This window comes from Glutamicibacter sp. BS14 (assembly GCF_056934375.1).
This window is the reverse complement of the sequence record NZ_CM167801.1, coordinates 2,860,509-2,879,717: the sequence shown is the minus strand read 5'-3', so window position 1 is coordinate 2,879,717 and position 19,209 is coordinate 2,860,509. Positions and strand designations below refer to the sequence as shown.

Sequence of the window (19,209 nt, the reverse complement as noted above, 5' to 3'; positions counted from 1 at the left end):
ATTTCGTCGATTTCCTTGTGCTTTGTCATGACCATTCCGGGCATGGCAGTTGCTGCCGAAACTTCTGTTGGGGAAGAAGCCGAGGCCACACAGCAGGGGACTGAACCGGAGAACTCTGAATCGGTCCTGGCCACCGGCTCGGCCGAGGAAACCAAGGCCGAAGCCGACGAATCGTCCACGGCTGACACGGGGGAAGAACAGCCTGCTGCTAAAGCAGAAGTCAGTGCCAAGACCTCGGCGCCAGAGGAAGAAGCAGCGGCCGAACCCGAGTCCGTCCCTGCACCGGCACCGGCAACTCAGAAGCCAGAAAAGCCAAAAGCTGTGGAAACCACGCAGCCGGCACCCGAAGCGCAACCTGTGGAATCAGCTGCGCCCAAGACAGAGAAGAAGCCAGTGGACAAGGCTTCACCGGAACTTGCGCAGCCGAAGGCCGAAGTTTCGGAATCGGAAGATTCTACCGGGTCCTCGACAGCGGCCCGCGAGCCGATCACGGCCGCTGCCCTTGAGCCAGGTGCTCCGCGGATTTGCGAATACAACGAGAATGAAGGCGCCATCAACACCTTCAGGCAAAAATCCGATGAGATGCCCGACTACGCCAACGGCAATGTCCACGACGGGCTCTACGAAGGCGGTGTGGTCCACCAACGCTTGGAAATGACCCTGCCGGCAGGCGAGAACGAGCTGGTCATCAAGTACCAGGTCAAGCAGGCAGGCAAATGGGCCTATGACTATTTGCTCAACGAGACTGTGGACGGCGCGATGATCGCCGGCTGGACTATCGACGAAGGCAGCGGGGACGACCGCGTCGACACCGTCTTCATCACTTTGATGGTCGACGGAGAAGAAGGCGACGAATCAAGTGTCACCCTCTACTTCGACGCGCACATCGCCTCCGAGCTGGACCACGGATCGGGAACCGGTGCGTCGTCCATCAACGGCTCGCCATATCACGTCGTGATCTCATCGCTGAACTGCAAGTCCGTTGGACAACGCGACAACCAGATCCAGGCCGGTGCGGTCCAAGCCGGTTCCGTAACCGTCATCAAGGACGCGGTTCCTGCCGACGGCACGGATTTCGACTTCACCCTCGCCGAGGACCGCTTCGGCGACTCGACATCATTCAACCTCGATGACAGTGCCGATTCCGATACCGGCGCGAGCTTGCCGCAGAGCGTCACCTACACCGTGGCGCCAGCTACGATCACCGTCACCGAAGAGGACTTGCCAGCTGGCTGGAATCTTTCCTCGATCGCCTGCACCGGCGCCGCCGCCATCCGCAGCGGTTCGGCCATCACCTTCGAGCTGGGCGACAACGATGAAGTCACCTGTACCTTCACCAATACGAAGACCACCTACGACGAGCTCACGGTCCACAAGGATGTGCAGGCATCCTATGACCGCGACTACGACTGGGATCTGGACAAGTCGCTGGCCCAGGGCCAGCAAGCCACAGTGAAGGCCACGGCCACCGGAGTGGACGTCGACTACAACGTGGTCGCCACCGCCAGCGAGGCCCAGGACAGCAACTTCCAGCTCTCCGGCACCATTACCGTGATGAACCCGAATGACACAGAGATGTCCGGGATCACGCTGGCCGACCAGCTCGATGGCGCCAATTGCGTCATCTCCGCTGGCGGATCGCCGATCGCCAATCCGGTGACCATCCAGCCCGGCGAGAATTCCTTCACCTATGAATGCGACCTGCCCGAGGGAACCAGTGCCGCCAGCGACGGCACCAACACGGTGAGTGCAACCTGGGACCCGGAGGCCTACTATGGCACCGATGGCCAAGCCAGCGCCTCGGCCGACTACGATTTCGCGTCCGTCTCGCCAACGGTGACCGACGATGAAGTCACCGTTACCGATAGCGAAATCGACCTTTCGGGCATCGCCGGCGGTAACACCGTTACAGCCGGGGAAAGCCCGAAGTCCTTCGCGTACACCATCGAGTGGGACGGCGTGCTCGGAGAATGCACCGACTACCAGAACATCGCCAGCCTCGCCGCAGACGACGGCGAAACGCTGACCGACAATGCCACCGTGGAAGTCTGTATCGGCCAGGACCTGGCCATCGAGAAGCTGGTCGTGTCCAGTTTCAACCGCAGCTACGACTGGAGCATCGCCAAGGACGCAGTAGGCGAGCAGCCATTCACCGCGGATCCGGAAACCGGCGAATTCACCGCGCAATACTCCGTCACTGTCACTCCCGAAAGCTATTCGGACAGCGACTGGGCCATGAGCGGAACCATCACGGTATCCAACCCGAATGACTGGCAAGCCATTGACGTGACCGTCACCGACCAGGTCGATGTGGGCGGGGACGCAACCTGCCAGGTGGTCGGCATTGCCGGCGAACCGGACACGCTGGACGCCGATCCGGTGGCACCGGGCTTCCAGGCAACACTGGATGCCTCCCAAACACTGACCTTCAGCTACAGCTGCACCTTCGGATCGCAGCCGAATTACGAGGGCAGCAACACCGCCGAAGTGACGTGGTCCTCCAGCGAGGCCTCCACCGCTTCGGGCAGCGCCACCGAAGTTGTACCGGTGGATGCAGGCGACTGGACGCAGACACCACTGAACCAGACGGTGACCGTGACCGACCCGCTGCATGAATTCGATCCGGCCTGGACCATCAATTACTCCGATGGACCGCAGACTCGGACCTATGAATACACCTGGACGGTGGAGGAAGCCGGCAAGTGCCAGAGCTTCATGAACACCGCCACGATCACCGGAAGCAACCAGCTGGTCAAGAGCGATGACGCCCAAGTCGAAGCGTGCCGCCAGGCAGGGCTGACCGTCACCAAGGACGTGACAGCCTCCTATGACCGCACCTATTTGTGGAGCATCGACAAGCAGCTGGCCGAGGGCCAATCGCCAGATGCCGTCGTCGAGGAAGACGGAACCGCCACCGTTCACTACACGGTGCTGGTGGACAATACCGGCTACGAGGATTCTGGGCAGCAGCTTTCCGGGTCCATTACCGTGGCCAATCCCAACGAATTCGAAGACCTCGAAGTGACGATCAGCGACGAGAATACCCTCTCGGCCGCCTGCACCATCATTGCCGAGGACACGAATCCGGGAATGGAAGGCATGCAGCAGGTGGTGCCGCGCAGCGGCTCGATCACCGTGGACTACAACTGCGATGCATCGGCCGTGGCGGAGGCCGACTACACCGGCCACACCAACACCGCGGTGGTCACCTGGGGTGATGGGCTGCAGGCTGAGAGCCAGCCGGTACCCATCGAATTCACCCTGGATGAGAGCACCGATGAATCAGTTGGCGTCTGGGATGACCAGGCTGATCCTTCCGGGGACCCGGTACTGCTGGGCACGGTCCACTACGCCGACGCCCCGCAGAGCTTCAGCTACGAGATCACCTACGAAGTGCCGCGTGATGAATGCCTGGTCTTCACGAATACCGCGTGGGTGGATCTGGCCGGCGAGGACATCGAGGACTCGCAGGACGTGGGCATCTGCGACCAGAAGAATCTGGTTATCACCAAGGACGTGGACGCCAGCTACGCACGCGACTACGACTGGTCGCTTCACAAGCAGGTGGACCGCAGCGAATTCACGGTCGCCGGCAACGGCACGGTCACCGCGCACTACACGGTAGTGGCCACCGCCGGCGAAGCGCAGGACAGCGCGAAGCAGGTGTCCGGGACCATCACCATCAGCAACCCGAACACGCAAGTCGGGGACCTGGCGGCCACGGTCACCGATGTGCTCTCCATCCCGTCGGCCAGCTGCACCATCGAGGGCACCGATGCGGATGGAAGCGCCGGCGGTTTCCAGCTCGTGCTCGGTGACGGGGAAAGCACCACCCTGGGCTACAACTGCCAGGTCCCGGCGGACACAGACATCACCGCCCAGTACACGAACACCGCAACCGTGGCCTGGGGCCAGGAGCGCCAAGCTGAAACGGACGTCGATTTCGGGTTCGAGCAGGCCCTGCTGACCGACGGCGAAGTCGCCATCACCGATGACCAAACCGTAGAAGGCCAGGAAGTGGTGCTGGGCACCGCGATGGCCGGGGAATCGCCGAAGGCCTTCGAATACGACCTGGAACTGCAGGGCGTGGCCGGAACCTGCACCGAGTACACCAACACCGCGGTGCTCGATGAGGCCACCGGCGAGGGCAAGGAGAACACGGCTTCGGCCAGCACCACGGTGTGCGCCGGAGCAGATCTGGATATCGCCAAGAACGCCGTGACCTCCTTCGACCGCTCCTACCTGTGGTCGCTGGACAAGGAACTGCTCTCCGGGCAACCGCTGGCAGCCAACCCGAATACCGGCGAAGCCACCGCGAACTACCGGATCACCGTGACCCCCGAAGGCCACGAGGACGGCAATTGGGCAATGAGCGGAGAAATCACGCTGGCCAACCCGAACGACTGGCAGGACGCGCCGGTCACGGTGCAGGACTTCGCCGATGTCGGCGGGGACGTGGCCTGCACGATCACCGGGGTGCAGGGCGAAGCGGTGGCTGACATGTCCGCCGAGCAAGCCGGCTTCCAGACGGTGATCCCCGCAGGGGCCCAATGGGTGATGGCCTACTCGTGCACCTTCGCATCCCAACCGGACTACGAAGGCAGCAACACCGCCACCGTGGACTGGGACGCCCAGGCGCTGAGCACGGCCAATAGCCAGGACTCGGACACCGTGGGGATCTCGGAACAGGACTGGAACCAGACGCCGCTGAACGACACGGTCACCATCACGGACAGCGCCCACGAGTTCGATCCGGCGTGGACAGTGGATGTGGCCGATGGGCCGCAAAGCCGGGACTACTCGGTGACGTGGAACGTGGAGGAGGCAGGCACCTGCCAGGTCTTCGAGAACGTCGCCACACTCACCGGCGATGACGGCTTCACCGCGACGGACAATGCGCTCGCCGAAGCCTGCCGCGAGGCGGCCTTGGAGATCAGCAAGACCGTCGAAGCCGCGTACGACCGCACCTACCAATGGCAGATCGACAAGTCCTTGGCCGAAGGCCAAGACCAGGAGATCACCACCAACGGGGCGGCCAGCGAACCGGTGGACTACGTGGTCAAGGTGGAGAACACCGGGTATGAGGATTCGGGATGGGTGCTGGAAGGCCAGATCACCATCACCAACCCGAACCAGTACACGGGCATCGACGCCACGATCCAGGACGTGGTCGATCTGGACGCGGTCACCTGCACCACCTCTGAATCGCTGGTGGGCATCCCGGCCAACGGGACGATCACCGTCGGCTACAGCTGCGATGTCTCCGCGGGAGTCGATCCCGGCTCCTACAGCGGCGGCACCAACACCGCCACGGTCAGTTGGGGCGATGACCGGGCATCGAGCACGCAGGTGCCCATCGAATTCGCCATTGATTCCCACATCGATCGGCAGGTCGAGATCTGGGATGACCAGTCGAATCCCCAGGAGCCGGTGCTGCTGCGCACCGTGGACATCGATGATTCGCCGGTGCTCATCGAGTACCAGCTGGAGCATGATGCTCCGGCCGGTGAATGCATGAGCTACACGAACACCGCCTGGGTCGATATCCAGGCAGGGGAGGATCCGAGGGATGAGGCGACCGTGCAGCTATGCGGCTTGCTCGATCTGATGATTGCCAAAGATGCCGAAGCCAGCTTCGATCGGACCTACCTGTGGGACCTGGAGAAGAAGGTTGACCGCACCGAAACCATCGTTGCCGAGGACGGCACCGCCGACTTCTCCTACACCGTGTCGGCCATCCCGGACGGAGCGGAGGATTCCGGCCATGAAGTGCACGGAATGATCGTGCTGGTGAATCCGAACCGCTTCGCAGCAGCCTCGACGGTAGCCACCATCACCGATGAGATCAGCATCGAAGGGGTCACGTGCACCATCGACGCCGAGGACGCCGATCCGCAAACCGGGGGCCTGCAAGTCGCGGTCCCGGTGGGCAGCGACGGAACCGGCGCCACGGTGCAGCTGCCTTACAGCTGCTCGGGCACCCCCGGCCAGCTGCACGGCAGCAACACGGTTACGGCAACCTGGGGCGAGGGTTCGGTGGCCACGTCAACCGCACCGGTGGACTACCTGCTGGATGCGGAAACCGATCAGCAGGTCACCGTCATCGATGACAAGACCAATCCCGAGTCGCCGGTAGTGCTGGGCGAAGCGATCTGGAATGCCGAAGGCACCCCGGTCGACTTCGACTACACCCTGCGCCACCAGGCCCAGGCCGGCACCTGCACCGAGTTCACCAACACCGCGGTGATCCAGCAGACCGGGGCCGAGGATTCGACCACCGTCACCCTCTGCGGACAGAAGGCCCTGGGCCTGCAGAAGACCGCGCAGGGACTGGTGGATCTGGATTACGAATGGGAGGTGGAGAAGCGGATCGACCAGAGCAAGCTCACCGCGAACGGGGATGGAACCTTCACCGCGCACTACTGGGTTCAGGCTCGCAACACCGCAGCCGTTGAGCAGAACTTGCGGCTGGCCGGTGAAGTGATGGTGCAGAACCCGAATGATTTCGGTTCCATCACCGCCACCTTGGAAGACCGGAGCGATACCGCTGGCACCAGCTGCCGGATCGATATGGAAGATGCCGATGAAGCGGCCGCTGGATTGCAGGTCGTGCTCGATGCCGGGGAGAACTTGGGGGCCCGGTATGAATGCGACCTCGCTAGCTGGCTCTCCACCGATGCCTTCGAAGGAGCAGTCAATACGGTGATTGCCACCTTCGATGACCGCGAAGTGCGTGCCGAGGCACCGATCGGCTTCACGATCGATGCAGTCACGGACGAATCGGTGAGAGTCACCGACGACATGATGGATCCTGGCGCCGAACCGAAGGTGCTCGGAGAAGTCCACGTCCAGCAAGCTCCCATGCAGTTCGAATACGAACAGGTGCTGGAACCCGAAGCGGGAACCTGCACGGTATACACCAATACCGCGGCAGTGCATGAGAGTACCGACGGCAACGGCAAGGACGAATCCTCGGTGGACCTGCAACTGTGCATTGAGCAGGGCCTGATGATCGCCAAGAGCGCCGCCGCCCAGTACGTCAGGGACTACGATTGGTCGGCCCGCAAGGAGGCGAAGGAAACGAAGTTCGAGGTTGACCCGGACGGGCAGGCCACGGCCAAGTACACGGTCCAGGCGATGCTGGAGGGCTACGAAGACCAGGACTTCACCGTCACCGGTGAGATCACCGTGGCCAATCCGAATGACTTCAAGGACACGCAAGTGCTCCTGGAAGACAAGCTATCCATCGCCGGGGCCAGCTGCTCCATCGAAGGATTGGCGGAGGGGAAGCTGGAGCTTGCGGCCGGGGAAACCCGCACCGTGAAGTACAGCTGCACCTTCGAAACACCTGTTGCCGAGGCCGACTACACCGGCCACGAGAACACGGTGAACGCCAGCTGGACCGACGTGGAGGGGACAACCCGCACGGTCAGTGCCAAGGCTCCGCTGGAATTCGAGGCGGCAACGGCCACCGATGAAATGGTGACGGTCTTCGATGACTACACCAATCCCGGCCAGCCGCGGGAACTGGGCACGGCCAAGGCCGAAGAACAGAGCAAGAAGTTCACGTACGAACTGGTCTTGGACGGCGTAGCCGGCAAGTGCCAGACGATGACGAATACGGCCTCGATACCGGAGAAGTCCGGCGAGGATGGGAACAATTCGGATTCGGCGGACGTGGAAGTTTGCTCCGAGGCTCCGCAGGCAGCGCCACCGGCACCACCGGTTCCTCCGGCTCCGCCAGCGCCGGCAGCGCCGGCAGCACCACCTGCCCCGCCAGCACCGCTTGCGGCAACCGGCCTTGACCAGGGCTCGTTGTGGCTGGCAGGGGCTGCAGGGATGGTGATTGTCGCCGGAGCATTGATCCTGCTTCGGTACCGTCGCCGGAACCCATAGTCCGCGCGCCAACTGGATGCCGGTCTTGCCTTTCGGGGCAGGGCCGGCATTCGGCGTGCGGGGAACAATCCCTGCTGCTTCGGGGCTAGTGCCTTGGAAACAGAACAGGCCCGGTCCGCTTATTCGCATAAGTGGTCCGGGCCTGTTGCCATGGTCAAGCCTTCTGGCTAGATTTGGGCTGCGCTTTGGGCTGCGGCTTCACGCTCATCGGCTTCGCGCATGGCACGTTCTACGCGATCCACGTCGCGGACTGCACCCTTGTCAGCGGACAACGCCATGGCGGCGTAGGCACGCAACGCAGGGGAGACCACGCGCTCGCGGCTCTTCGGGCGGTAGCCGGTGGTAGCGATCAAGCGCTCGCGGCGTTGTGCCAAGACCTCGTCAGAGACGTTCAGGGTCAGCTCGCGGGTCGGGATATCGATGGAGATAGTATCGCCATCTTCCACCAGGGCGATCATGCCGCCGGAAGCGGCCTCGGGGGAGACGTGCCCGATGGACAGGCCCGAGGTACCACCAGAGAAGCGGCCATCGGTGATCAGTGCGCAGGCCTTGCCCAGGCCGCGGCCCTTGAGGAACGAGGTGGGGTAGAGCATTTCCTGCATGCCCGGCCCGCCCTTGGGACCTTCGTAGCGGATGACTACTACGTCGCCTTCCTTCACCTGCTTGTTCAGGATCTTCTCGACGGCTTCATCCTGTGATTCGCAGACCACTGCTGGGCCGGAGAAGGTCCAGATCGAAGGGTCAACGCCAGCGGTCTTGACCACTGCACCGTCCACGGCGATGTTGCCGCGCAGTACGGCCAAGCCGCCGTCCTTGGAGTAGGCGTTCTCAACCGAGTGGATGCAGCCTTCTGCATCATCGGTGTCCAGCGCCGCCCACCGCTCGGACTGCGAGAAGGCGGTGGAGGAACGCACGCCGCCCGGGGCTGCGTGCCACAGGTCGAAGGATTCCTCCTTGGCCTTGCCGCTGCGGATATCCCAGTCATCGAGCCATTCGCCCAGGGTTGCCGAGTGAACCGTGTGCACGGTTTCATCCAGCAGGCCGCCGCGGCGCAGCTCGCCGAGGATTGCGGGGATGCCACCGGCACGGTGGACATCTTCCATGTAGTAGATGGTGCCGTTGCCGGCAGCGTTGGGTGCAACCTTGGCCAGGCACGGTACACGGCGGGACACTTCATCGATCTCATCGAGGCCGAATTCCACGCCGGCCTCGCGGGCGGCGGCCAGCAGGTGCAAGATGGTGTTGGTGGAACCGCCCATGGCGATATCCAGCGCCATGGCGTTGCCGAAGGCCTTCTTGGTGGCGATGCTGCGTGGCAGCACCGTCTCGTCGTCTTCGCCGTAGTAGCGGTTGGCGATATCGACTACCAGCTTGCCGGCGTTTTCATACAGGTCCTTGCGGGCCGTGTGGGTAGCCAGGGTGGAGCCGTTGCCCGGCAGGGACAAGCCCATGGCCTCGGTCAGGCAGTTCATCGAGTTGGCGGTGAACATGCCCGAGCAGGAGCCGCAGGTCGGGCAGGCCGACTCTTCGATGCGCAGCAGGTCTGCATCCGATACGTTCTCGTTCACGGCCTCGGAGATGGCATCCACCAGGTCCAAGGTGCGCACGGTGCCATCTACCAGGGTGGCGCGGCCGGCTTCCATCGGACCACCGGAGACGAAGACCGTAGGGATGTTCAGGCGCAATGCGGCCATCAGCATGCCCGGGGTGATCTTGTCGCAGTTCGAGATGCAGATCAGCGCGTCGGCACAGTGGGCATTGACCATGTATTCCACGGAGTCGGCAATGAGGTCGCGCGATGGCAGCGAGTAGAGCATGCCTCCGTGGCCCATGGCGATGCCGTCGTCCACGGCAATGGTGTTGAATTCGCGGGGGATGCCACCGGCGGCGGTGATGGCGTCGGAGACAATACGGCCTACCGGCTGCAGGTGGGTGTGCCCTGGAACGAATTCAGTGAAGCTGTTGGAGACAGCGATAATCGGCTTGCGCCCGAGGTCAGCGCCGTTCACGCCGGCTGCGCGGAACAGTGCGCGAGCGCCGGCCATATTGCGGCCATGGGTGACAGTGTGTGAACGAAGTGTGGTCATACCTAAAATCTCACCATATATTTGCCCTCAAACCCAGACGGTGACGATACTAGTAGTACTACTACCATGCAATGAGGTTTACCCCGTGACTCCAAGTCAAAGACGTCGCGAAGAACTCGCCGCGTTCCTCAAAGACCGCCGGGCCCGGGCTGACAGGGCTTCCCATGGATTGCCGGAGATCGGACGCAGCCGCGTGCGCGGCCTGCGCCGCGAAGAGGTCGCCACCTTGGCTGGCGTTTCTGTTACCTGGTACACCTGGCTTGAGCAGGCCCGCGACATCAATCCCTCGCGCCAGGTTCTGCAGTCCTTGGCACGGCTGTTCCGGCTCACCCCGGTGGAATCCTCGTACCTGTTTTCTCTGGCAGGGCACGGTGAACTTGACCCCATTGGCACCGGCGGCATGACTCCAGCCCTGCAGCGTTTGCTCGATGCTTTGCAGTTCCCTGCCTTCCTGCTCTCCGCCGACTGGACCATCCTGGGCTGGAACGAGGCCTATGAACAGCTGTATCCGCGGGTGGCTTCACTGGACAGTGAGGATCGGAACCTGTTGTGGCTCGTTTTCACCGATGCGCAATTGCGTGAGATGCTCCCGGATTGGGAAGTGCAAAGCCGCGGTTTCGTGGGAAGCTTCCGTGCCGAAACGCGTGGATGGCTCAGCCCGTCGGGGGAGAGCGGCATCGTTGCGCGGGTCTCGGCGGCCTCCCCGGAATTTGCCGCTATCTGGAATGAACGCGACGTTGCAGGTTTCCGTACTGGTGAACGGGTGTTCCGGCACCCAGCTAAAGGCCTGACCCGCTATGAGCAGCACAACCTGACCCCTACCGAAGCCTCGGACCTGACCTTGTTGATGTACACGCCGCTGTAGATGGAACCGATTTCGCAATGAGTTTGTCGTAGGGAGAGCTTCGTAACAGAACGCATCACATTGCCATTCGGTTCCAGTACTGCAAATTAGTCCCGAAACCGAACGCTCCGTTTAAAGATCCTTATCCCAAATTTCACTGTATTCCGTGCTGAAGGCGGGCCAAATTTTGGATCGAACATCATCGAGACACGAAATGCCCTTCATATCGTCGCCTGTGAGGACAAATTCATGAGGAATGACTCGGCCCGATCTGTCCTTGCGGTCCAGCGGATCAGCGAAACGAATAGCTATGGAATCGGCGTCTCGGTGGAATACTTCTAATTCGTCGTCGACTTCAGAAAACGCTCGATTGTAGAATTCCAGAGGCTTTTCGTGACTCCCATCTCGAAGAAATCGAAATCCCCAAATCCTGCCCCGTGTGGCCCAAATGACGCTCAACGTGGGCTCCTGAGCAATACCTTGTCAGATTCAGCTTGTGAGAGTTCTAATTGGAAACCCGCAATAATGGCACTGATAAAGTCCTTCTTCTGTATTGCCTTCTTCTGGAGTTTCTCCAAACCTTCATCCGCCATGTTTGCTACGTGAGCCATAGCTTGTGGCTGGACTTTATTAAGCAGCGATGCGATGCGATTGGGGAATCGATGTTGGGCCAGTTGAACCGCCGCAGCGATTAGTCCTACGCCATTTAGCAGTTCTTTCGCAACCTTGCCGGGCAGGACACGTGCATTCGCCCAGCGAAGATGGCGTTGCATTGGCAGTGCTGAAGCGAGGGGTAGGACCAGATTGATGCCAACGCGATCACCGAGATCGATATGGCCAGATTCAAATTTCGCTGATGATGTCAGCACGAAGTCTTCCCCCACAGACAGTGCTTCATTTCCAGTGACAAACCCTGACAAAATTTGCCGGAGATCTGCGATTTCGCCTGCGACCTTACCGATCAAAAGATCGCGAAAACGATACGCATCATAATCTGGCAGCAAGTCACATTTCGTCAGTGCAAACATCCAGATTCGAGGGAACCTGACGAGCTTCTTGCCATCATGCAGCAATTCGTCTTGAAGTGATAGGAGAGTGCTCTTGAGATTTCCTAGCAAGGACTTGAGATAACGCTCGATGTCGTCGTCATCGTCAAGGAGTCGCGAACTGTCGACGAGGATCAAGGCAACGTCCGACTGGATTAAGTTGTTAAAGGTCTTCAGGCGGGTCTCAGCTTCTTCCTCAGAATCGGCTCCGTGGCTGAGCCATTCGCCTGGATAATCGTGCCATACGAGCCTGAGCGCATTGAAAGGGATGCTCGGATGGTTTTGTCCGTTGTTTTCTTTCAGCTTTAAAGTGAATGAGTACGTTTCGTTATTGAAGCGGTTGGCTAGCGGTGTGCGCGAATTTTCCCGCATTCCCAAGTAGTTCTTATGAAGTTTTGCACCCTGCTTAAAGTCGTCGGCAACTATCCGATAGAGGTTGCGTTCGGTGAACTCCGGTTCTTGCGCGGCTCCGTATAAAGCGGACAGTAGAACTGTTTTTCCGCTACCACTTTCGCCGAAGACAGCAATGTGCTGCTCAGGTGTTTTAGTACTCGCCATGGAATCATTCCTCAGGCTTATCGCGCAATTAGCGCTGTCAATCGATTTCTGTTGGGATCAGCTTATAGGCATACAGCGACGAAAGGGCGGAGGTGTATAATAGGCGAACTATTTTGACTGCAGAGTAGCGGCGAAATGTAAATTATAAGAATTCAGCATTAACGAAGTTTAGTGCCTTTTCCTTGAACTCGCGGCTGGTTACCGCGTTGGCGTGATTGCGTCCTGCCAGCCACAGCACTTCATTGCGTGTTCCTTCGTCCTTCAGGAGGCGACGCAAATGCGGCATGGTGGTCGCCAGATCGTCCTGGTCTCCGGCGACCAGCAAGGTGGGAACTGACGGCACCTTGGCTGCCGGATCGTAAGGCTCGGATTTGATTGCTTCTATGAGCTCAAAGAGCGCTGATAGATCATTGGACGGTTCAGCCTCGGCAATCCGCATGATGGCGGCGGTGTAGTCGTCATGGATCTTTTCGCCCGTCTCGACGTAGGCACGCGCCTGGCCCAATTCGAAGGCGGCCAGCGGATCACCGGCTCCTGGACCCCCGATGACCAAATGATTCACCAAATCCGGATTGAAAGCGGCGAATTCCCAGGCCAGCCGGGAACCCAAAGAGTAGCCGATGACATCTACGGGTCCATCGTCCAGATCCATCACGATGGCAGCCAGGGCCTGGCGAATCTGGCTTGGTGCCCAGCTGCCGTCGTTGCGGCGAGGATCTTCTCCATGGCCCGGCAAATCAACCAGAAGGACATCGCGTCCTGCATCAGTGAAATATTTCAGCCACCGCGAGCGGTCCCAATTCAGTTCGCCGGATGAGGCGAAGCCGTGGATAAAAAGCACGGATGGGCTTTTCACCTCAGCGTTTGCGCGAACCACTCGAAGATTCAGATCCAATGTCATGCCATTGATCATAGGCCATTCACCCTCGAAATGTGATCTGGGCTAGCGCCTCAAGAGCGTTAATGTCAGAATGACTCTAACGAATCCGAATGTGCTGAAAACGAGGCAAATAAGAAATGTCATCCGTACCGGGTTGGGCGAACGTCGATGAACGCCGCAACCTCCCGCCCGCTCTTGCGGTTTCCACTGTGATCCTGGGAATCCGTGAAGGCAAAGATGGCGGACCCGACAAACTCTGCTTGCCAGTGGTACGCCGCATTCGCCAACCCCACACCGGAATGTGGGCGCTGCCAGGCGGACCAGTTGATCCGCGCGAATCCCTCGGCCAAGCGGCAGGGCGCAACCTTGCTGAAACCACAGGCCTACGCCCCACCTATCTGGAACAGCTCTACACCTTCGGGGATATCGACCGCTCGCCAACCCACCGCCTAGTCACCATCGCCTACTTTGCGCTGCTGAACGCTGACCAGGTCGGTGCCACCGTCCAAGACGACAACGTGGCCTGGTTCGATATCGATGATCCGCAGATTGCCCAGATGGCTTTCGACCACCGAAAGATCTTGGACTACGCCATGTGGAGGCTGCGCAACAAGACCGAGTACGGGCAGATAGCGCATCGATTGCTAGGAGAACGCTTCACCCTGGCGGCCCTGCGCGGAGTCTATGAAGCTATCCTCGGACGCCGCCTGGATCCTGCGAACTTCCGCCGAACACTCAAGAACACTGCCTCCATCGAGGAGACCGATGAGTATCTGGCCGGCGGACAGCACCGGCCGCCACGGTTATACCGCTACGTGGGCCACGGACCAGACCCGTTGGAAGTCGACCCGCTGCACGACTAGCAAGCACCATTCATACTTTTCACCGTCATCCTGTAAGAAACGGACGAACCCATGAGCACCCAAATCACTGACAACGCCAATGCCTCGGTAGCCCAGAACATCGCTCGGCTCAATCTGCTGGCTCCGGAATCCACCTGCTCCACCGATCTGGCCTCCAACCCGTGGGACACCCCTGCGGGCTACGGGCCAGGTGCCTCCCAAGAGGATTCGGTTCCAGCTGGTTACCCGGTGCAGGGTTCCATCCCAGAGGAATACCTGGAGGCTAGCGACGCCGAGCTTGATACTCGCATCATTGCTGCCAAAGAAACCCTGGGGGACAGGGCAGTGATCCTAGGGCACTTCTACCAGCGCGATGAAGTGGTGAAATATGCGGATTTCGTGGGTGACTCCTTCCAGCTGGCCAACGCAGCATTGACCCGCGACAAGGCGGAAGCCATCGTGTTCTGCGGTGTGCACTTCATGGCCGAAACGGCAGATATTCTCAGCCGCGAGGACCAATCGGTGATCCTTCCGAATCTTGCAGCAGGTTGCTCCATGGCAGACATGGCAGACGGTCCGAGCGTGCAAAAGTGCTGGGAAGAGCTCACCGCCCTATATGCGGATGAAGCTGATGATGGGCGGATGCCGGTCATTCCGGTGACCTACATGAACTGCTCTGCAGAGCTCAAGGCCTTTGTCGGTCGCAACGGCGGACTGGTCTGCACGTCCTCCAACGCTGCAACTGTTCTGGAGTGGGCTTTCGAGCGAGGACGCCGCGTCCTGTTTTTCCCGGACCAGCACCTTGGACGCAACACCGCTAAGGCCATGGGCATTCCCATGGAGCAGATGCCGATGTGGACTCCGCGCAAGGAATTGGGCGGCAACGAAGCCGACACGCTGCTCGATGCCAAGGTCATTTTGTGGCACGGCTTCTGCTCCGTGCACAAGCGCTTCAACCCCGCGCAGATCGCCAAGGCGCGTGAGGATTTCCCTGGCGTGCGCGTGATTGTGCATCCGGAATGCCCCATGGAAGTTGTGGACGCGGCAGATGAAGCCGGCTCTACCGACTACATCCAAAAGGCTATTGCCGCTGCTACCGAGCCAACTGCTTTTGCCATCGGTACCGAAATTAATATGGTCAACCGCTTGGCTGCCCAGTACCCGCAGCACAACATCTTCTGCCTTGATCCAGTGATCTGCCCATGCTCCACGATGTACCGAATCCACCCGGGCTACCTTGCCTGGGTGCTCGAAGAGCTGGTTGCCGGACGAGTCGTCAACCAAATTTCGGTACCGAAGGAACAACAAGGGGATGCAAAGATCGCCTTGGAGCGCATGCTAGCTGCCAAGCCATGAGCCAGGTCCAACAAGAACCGAAGAAGCTGGTGATCGTCGGCTCCGGTGTGGCTGGACTGTGCGCAGCTTTGCACGCCGTAGAGCTGGGCATCCAGCCGGTATTGCTGACCAAAGGGAAACTGGGGGACTCGAACTCCGAGCTCGCGCAGGGCGGGCTGTCAGCTGTTACCGGAGCATCCATGGCCCAAGGCGACTCTGTTTCCAAACACGTTGCCGATACGCTCAAAGCTGGCGCGGGCCACTGCGGCGTGGAACCGGTGGAACACCTGTGTTCCTCAGGCGAAGAGCTAGTGCAGGCTTTGGAATCCTATGCAGTGGATTTTGACCGTAATGCAGATGGCTCCTACCAGCTTGGCCTTGAAGCCGCGCACAGCGCACACCGTATTCTGCATATCAATGGGGATGCCACCGGCGCTTCATTGGTGCAAACCTTGGTTCGTGCCGTGCGCCAACTGGAAACTGCAAACAAGCTCAGCATCTTCGAGGATGCAGTTGCCACCGAACTCCAGCTGCATGATGGAAAAGTCTCAGGGGTGCACTACTTGCGCAACGAGGCAGAACAACTGCTCCTGGCAGAAGCGATCCTGCTGGCTACCGGTGGACTGGGCCAGTTGTATTCAGCGACCACCAATCCTCAAGGAGCAACCGCCGACGGCCTGGGACTGGCCGCCCGGGCAGGTGCTGTCATCGCGGATGCCGAATTCATCCAGTTCCATCCAACGCTGGTTGACCCCGCCCGATATCCAGAAGCCGGGATGGTTTCCGAAGCCGTACGTGGTGAAGGTGCCATTTTGGTCAATGACGCCGGGCAGCGCTTCATGCCTGGAATTCACCCGGATGCTGAGCTGGCACCCCGTGATGTCGTGGCCCGAGGCATCCATGAACAGATCCAAGCCGGGCACCAGGTCTACCTTGATGCGCGGGCCGTGGAAGAAACGCGTGGCACAGGATTCCTCGCAGGCCGTTTCCCATCCATAACCGCCCGGCTCGCAAGTTGCACCGCGGGCGGCTCCGGCCTGGACATGGCTCATGACCTGATTCCGGTGGTAGCGGCCCAGCACTACTTCATGGGCGGGATCCACACCGACATCTCAGGACGAACCTCTGTCCCAGGCCTCTATGCGGCCGGCGAATGCGCCAACACGACAGTTCATGGTGCCAACCGCTTGGCCAGCAACTCCTTGCTGGAAGCAATGATTTTTGCCCGAGAAGCCATCCTGGCCTTGATCAGCGACCCACCAGATGCTCGCTGCAATACCGATGCGCTGACTATCCAGCAACTCTCCGAGCCTGCCCCGGAAGCACCCCTGGATCTTGAACAGCTGCAAACGGCAGCCAGCAGCAAGCTTGGTGTCTACCGCACCGGCGAGGAGCTCGAAGAAATGGCCCAGATACTGGCGACGAGCGCGCCTGTCGCTGCCACTGCGCGAGAGCAGGCGGAACTGCGCAATCTGTGGATCGCTGCAAGGATCATCGCTGCAGGTTCCATGGCACGCACAAAAAGCCTGGGTGCACACCACCGCTTGGATTCAACCGAATTCACCAGCAGCCTGTCAGATGAGGGTGTGCGCTATGGCTGGACCCTGCACCCAAGCGAGCTGAACAACGAGAACCTTTTGAGCAAGGAAATGAACGCGTGAACACTTTGATCCATCCGGTACCCAACGCTGCCATGGACCGCATCATCGAGCTGGCGCTCGCCGAGGACAATCCGCGCGGCGATATCACCGCACTTACCATCGTTCCCGAAGGCGCGACAGCTACCGCCGTGGTGCAGGCGCGCCAGCCAGGCGTACTCTCCGGAGGGGCAGTATTCACCCGGACTATGCAGCTAGTCGATGCGCAGCTGGAGGTAGAGCAGCTGATTGCCGACGGAAACACGTTTGCCGCCGGTGACAGCTTGCTCAAGGTCTCCGGGCCGGCGGCGAGCTTGCTGACCGCTGAACGCGTGGGGCTCAATCTCCTGCAGCGCATGTGTGCCATCGCCACGGCGACCGCTGAGCTCGTCGGCCTGGTTGCGCATACCAAAGCCCGCATTGTCGATACCCGGAAAACGACGCCGGGCCTTCGCGTCCTTGAACGCTACGCAGTGCGCTGCGGTGGAGGAGTCAACCACCGGGACAACCTATCGGATGCTTTCATGGCCAAGGACAACCACCTGGCTTTGCTGGATAACGGAGAGCAGCTTACCGCTGCCCTGAAGTCGGTACGTGCGCGGCTGGGGCACACCACGTCGATGGAAGTTGAAGTAGATTCCATTGCACAGATTCCACCAGTGCTCGCCGCCGGAGTGGACATCATCATGCTGGATAACTTTGATCCCGCTGACATTCCCGCAGCCATTGAACTGATCAACGGGCAAGCAGTAGTAGAAGCCAGCGGAAACATCAACGCATCAACAGTCGTGGCTGTCGCTGAAGCCGGTGTTGATGTCATTTCCTCGGGTGCCATTACACACTCGGTGAAAGCAATTGACCTTGGACTGGATATGGTTATTGCATGATCTACATGGATGCCGCATCCACCGCGCCACCTCGCCAAGACGTTCTCGACATGCTCAATCCGTTGTTGACCAAGGATTTCGGTAATCCGGCATCTTTGCACGAAGCCGGGCAGCAAGCCAAGCGGGCTAACGACTGGGCAAGAACGCAGCTGGCTAGCCAGCTGGGCGTGGCAGCAGAGGAAGTCTATTTCACTTCCGGCGGCACCGAGGGAGCCAACACTGCCGTGATCGGGGCGGCCTTGGCCAACCCCCGTGGACGTGTGGTGGTCTCAAGCTCCATTGAGCATCCAGCGGTACTGGAAGCCTGCAAGTACCTTGTTGAATTCCACGGATTCGAACACCGCATCATCCCGGTATCGGCCACGGGGCTGGTCGATCTGGATGCGGCCGGCCAGCTGATCGATGCAGCTGTTGCCGTGGTTTCGGTGATGGCAGTGAACAACGAAGTCGGCACCATTCAACCGGTAGTGCAGGTTGCCCAACTGGCCCGCAACGCTGGGGCGATCATGCATACGGACGCCGTGCAGGGCGCCGGCTGGATCGATCTCAAGCCGTTGTGCGCCGCAGTGGACGCATTGAGCATTTCCGGGCACAAGCTCGGCAGCCTCAAGGGCAGCGGAGCACTGTACCTGTCCGCTAAGCATCGCTTTGTGCCGCTGCTGCACGGTGGCGGACAGCAGGGCGGAATGCGTTCGGGAACCGAGAACCCGGCCGCTGCCGTGGGCATAGCCGCGGCATTGCAGGCAGCGACCGCACAGCGCGAAGCAGGACTGGGCGCAAGCTTTGGCCCGTACCTGGTTGAACGGATTCTCAAGGAACTCAATGCCAAGCATCCGGGCAGCGTCCAGCTGACAGGGGATCCGGAACATCGTGTTGGAGGCATAGTCTCCTTCGTTTTCCCGAAGACCGCCGGTGAAACTGTGCTGATTGAATTGGCCCGCAGGGGAGTCCTATGCTCTTCAGGTTCTGCATGCGCAGCAGGCTCGACCGATCCTTCGGCGGTACTCACTGCGATGGGCTATGAAGAAGAACTGGCCCATACTGCTGTCCGTCTTTCGTTCATGCGCACCGCAAAAGAAAATGAGATCAGCCAGGTGGCCTCGGCTGTAGTTTCCTGCGTCTCCGGGCTCTTAAGCTGAAAATCCTGCTTCCCGGAACAGAAAAGTTCTTGGAAGCAGGACTGCAGCCAGCCGATGC

10 protein-coding genes are annotated in these 19,209 nt (G+C 60.3%); 7 read left to right on the top strand and 3 right to left on the bottom strand.

Annotated features, from left to right (window positions below):
- Positions 1–42: 42 nt before the first annotated feature.
- The gene (locus AC1Z36_RS13535; RefSeq protein WP_483561352.1) at positions 43–7,896 is read left to right on the top strand and encodes a prealbumin-like fold domain-containing protein; all 7,854 of its coding nucleotides are present in this window, start codon (positions 43–45) and stop codon (positions 7,894–7,896) included.
- 167 nt (positions 7,897–8,063) lie between these two features.
- Here AC1Z36_RS13535 and ilvD read toward each other — a convergent pair whose 3' ends face one another.
- A complete protein-coding gene (gene ilvD, locus AC1Z36_RS13530; RefSeq protein WP_105661080.1) occupies positions 8,064–9,983 on the bottom strand; it encodes a dihydroxy-acid dehydratase in 1,920 nt (639 codons plus the stop codon).
- A gap of 85 nt (positions 9,984–10,068) precedes the next feature.
- Here ilvD and AC1Z36_RS13525 point away from each other — a divergent pair, with 85 nt between their 5' ends.
- Positions 10,069–10,848 (top strand): helix-turn-helix transcriptional regulator, encoded by a 780-nt coding sequence (locus tag AC1Z36_RS13525; RefSeq protein ID WP_332489037.1) that lies wholly within the window; start codon positions 10,069–10,071, stop codon positions 10,846–10,848.
- A gap of 434 nt (positions 10,849–11,282) precedes the next feature.
- On the opposite strand, the gene AC1Z36_RS13520 is transcribed toward AC1Z36_RS13525, so the two are convergent.
- The gene (locus tag AC1Z36_RS13520; protein ID WP_483561351.1) at positions 11,283–12,431 is read right to left on the bottom strand and encodes a TRAFAC clade GTPase domain-containing protein; all 1,149 of its coding nucleotides are present in this window, start codon (positions 12,429–12,431) and stop codon (positions 11,283–11,285) included.
- A 142-nt stretch (positions 12,432–12,573) separates the two neighbouring features.
- Positions 12,574–13,332: an alpha/beta fold hydrolase gene (locus AC1Z36_RS13515; protein ID WP_483561350.1), complete on the bottom strand. Its 759-nt coding sequence runs from the start codon at positions 13,330–13,332 to the stop codon at positions 12,574–12,576.
- A gap of 116 nt (positions 13,333–13,448) precedes the next feature.
- Between AC1Z36_RS13515 and AC1Z36_RS13510 the strand changes: the two genes are divergently transcribed.
- The 5 genes from AC1Z36_RS13510 to AC1Z36_RS13490 are packed head-to-tail and all read left to right on the top strand — an operon-like array spanning position 13,449 to position 19,151.
- Positions 13,449–14,174: an NUDIX hydrolase gene (locus AC1Z36_RS13510; protein WP_332489031.1), complete on the top strand. Its 726-nt coding sequence runs from the start codon at positions 13,449–13,451 to the stop codon at positions 14,172–14,174.
- A 51-nt stretch (positions 14,175–14,225) separates the two neighbouring features.
- Positions 14,226–15,509, top strand: coding sequence for a quinolinate synthase NadA (gene nadA / locus AC1Z36_RS13505; protein WP_483561349.1), 1,284 nt, complete (start codon positions 14,226–14,228; stop codon positions 15,507–15,509).
- Positions 15,506–17,149, top strand: a complete 1,644-nt coding sequence (gene nadB, locus AC1Z36_RS13500) for an L-aspartate oxidase (RefSeq protein WP_402734958.1) — start codon at positions 15,506–15,508, stop codon at positions 17,147–17,149. The genes nadA and nadB overlap by 4 nt, the downstream gene beginning before the upstream one ends.
- Positions 17,146–18,012 (top strand): carboxylating nicotinate-nucleotide diphosphorylase, encoded by an 867-nt coding sequence (gene nadC, locus AC1Z36_RS13495; RefSeq protein ID WP_402697534.1) that lies wholly within the window; start codon positions 17,146–17,148, stop codon positions 18,010–18,012. Before nadB ends, nadC begins: the two co-directional genes overlap by 4 nt.
- Positions 18,009–19,151: a cysteine desulfurase family protein gene (locus AC1Z36_RS13490; protein WP_332489023.1), complete on the top strand. Its 1,143-nt coding sequence runs from the start codon at positions 18,009–18,011 to the stop codon at positions 19,149–19,151. Before nadC ends, AC1Z36_RS13490 begins: the two co-directional genes overlap by 4 nt.
- Positions 19,152–19,209: the final 58 nt, after the last annotated feature.

Bases quoted from the DNA above. Each gene is read 5' to 3' on its own strand.
- AC1Z36_RS13490 (WP_332489023.1), top strand. From the start codon at position 18,009: ATGATCTACATGGATGCCGCATCCACCGCGCCACCTCGCCAAGACGTT.
- nadA (WP_483561349.1), top strand. From the start codon at position 14,226: ATGAGCACCCAAATCACTGACAACGCCAATGCCTCGGTAGCCCAGAAC.
- AC1Z36_RS13510 (WP_332489031.1), top strand. From the start codon at position 13,449: ATGTCATCCGTACCGGGTTGGGCGAACGTCGATGAACGCCGCAACCTC.
- ilvD (WP_105661080.1), bottom strand. From the start codon at position 9,983: ATGACCACACTTCGTTCACACACTGTCACCCATGGCCGCAATATGGCC.
- AC1Z36_RS13535 (WP_483561352.1), top strand. From the start codon at position 43: ATGGCAGTTGCTGCCGAAACTTCTGTTGGGGAAGAAGCCGAGGCCACA.
- nadB (WP_402734958.1), top strand. From the start codon at position 15,506: ATGAGCCAGGTCCAACAAGAACCGAAGAAGCTGGTGATCGTCGGCTCC.
- AC1Z36_RS13520 (WP_483561351.1), bottom strand. From the start codon at position 12,431: ATGGCGAGTACTAAAACACCTGAGCAGCACATTGCTGTCTTCGGCGAA.
- AC1Z36_RS13515 (WP_483561350.1), bottom strand. From the start codon at position 13,332: ATGACATTGGATCTGAATCTTCGAGTGGTTCGCGCAAACGCTGAGGTG.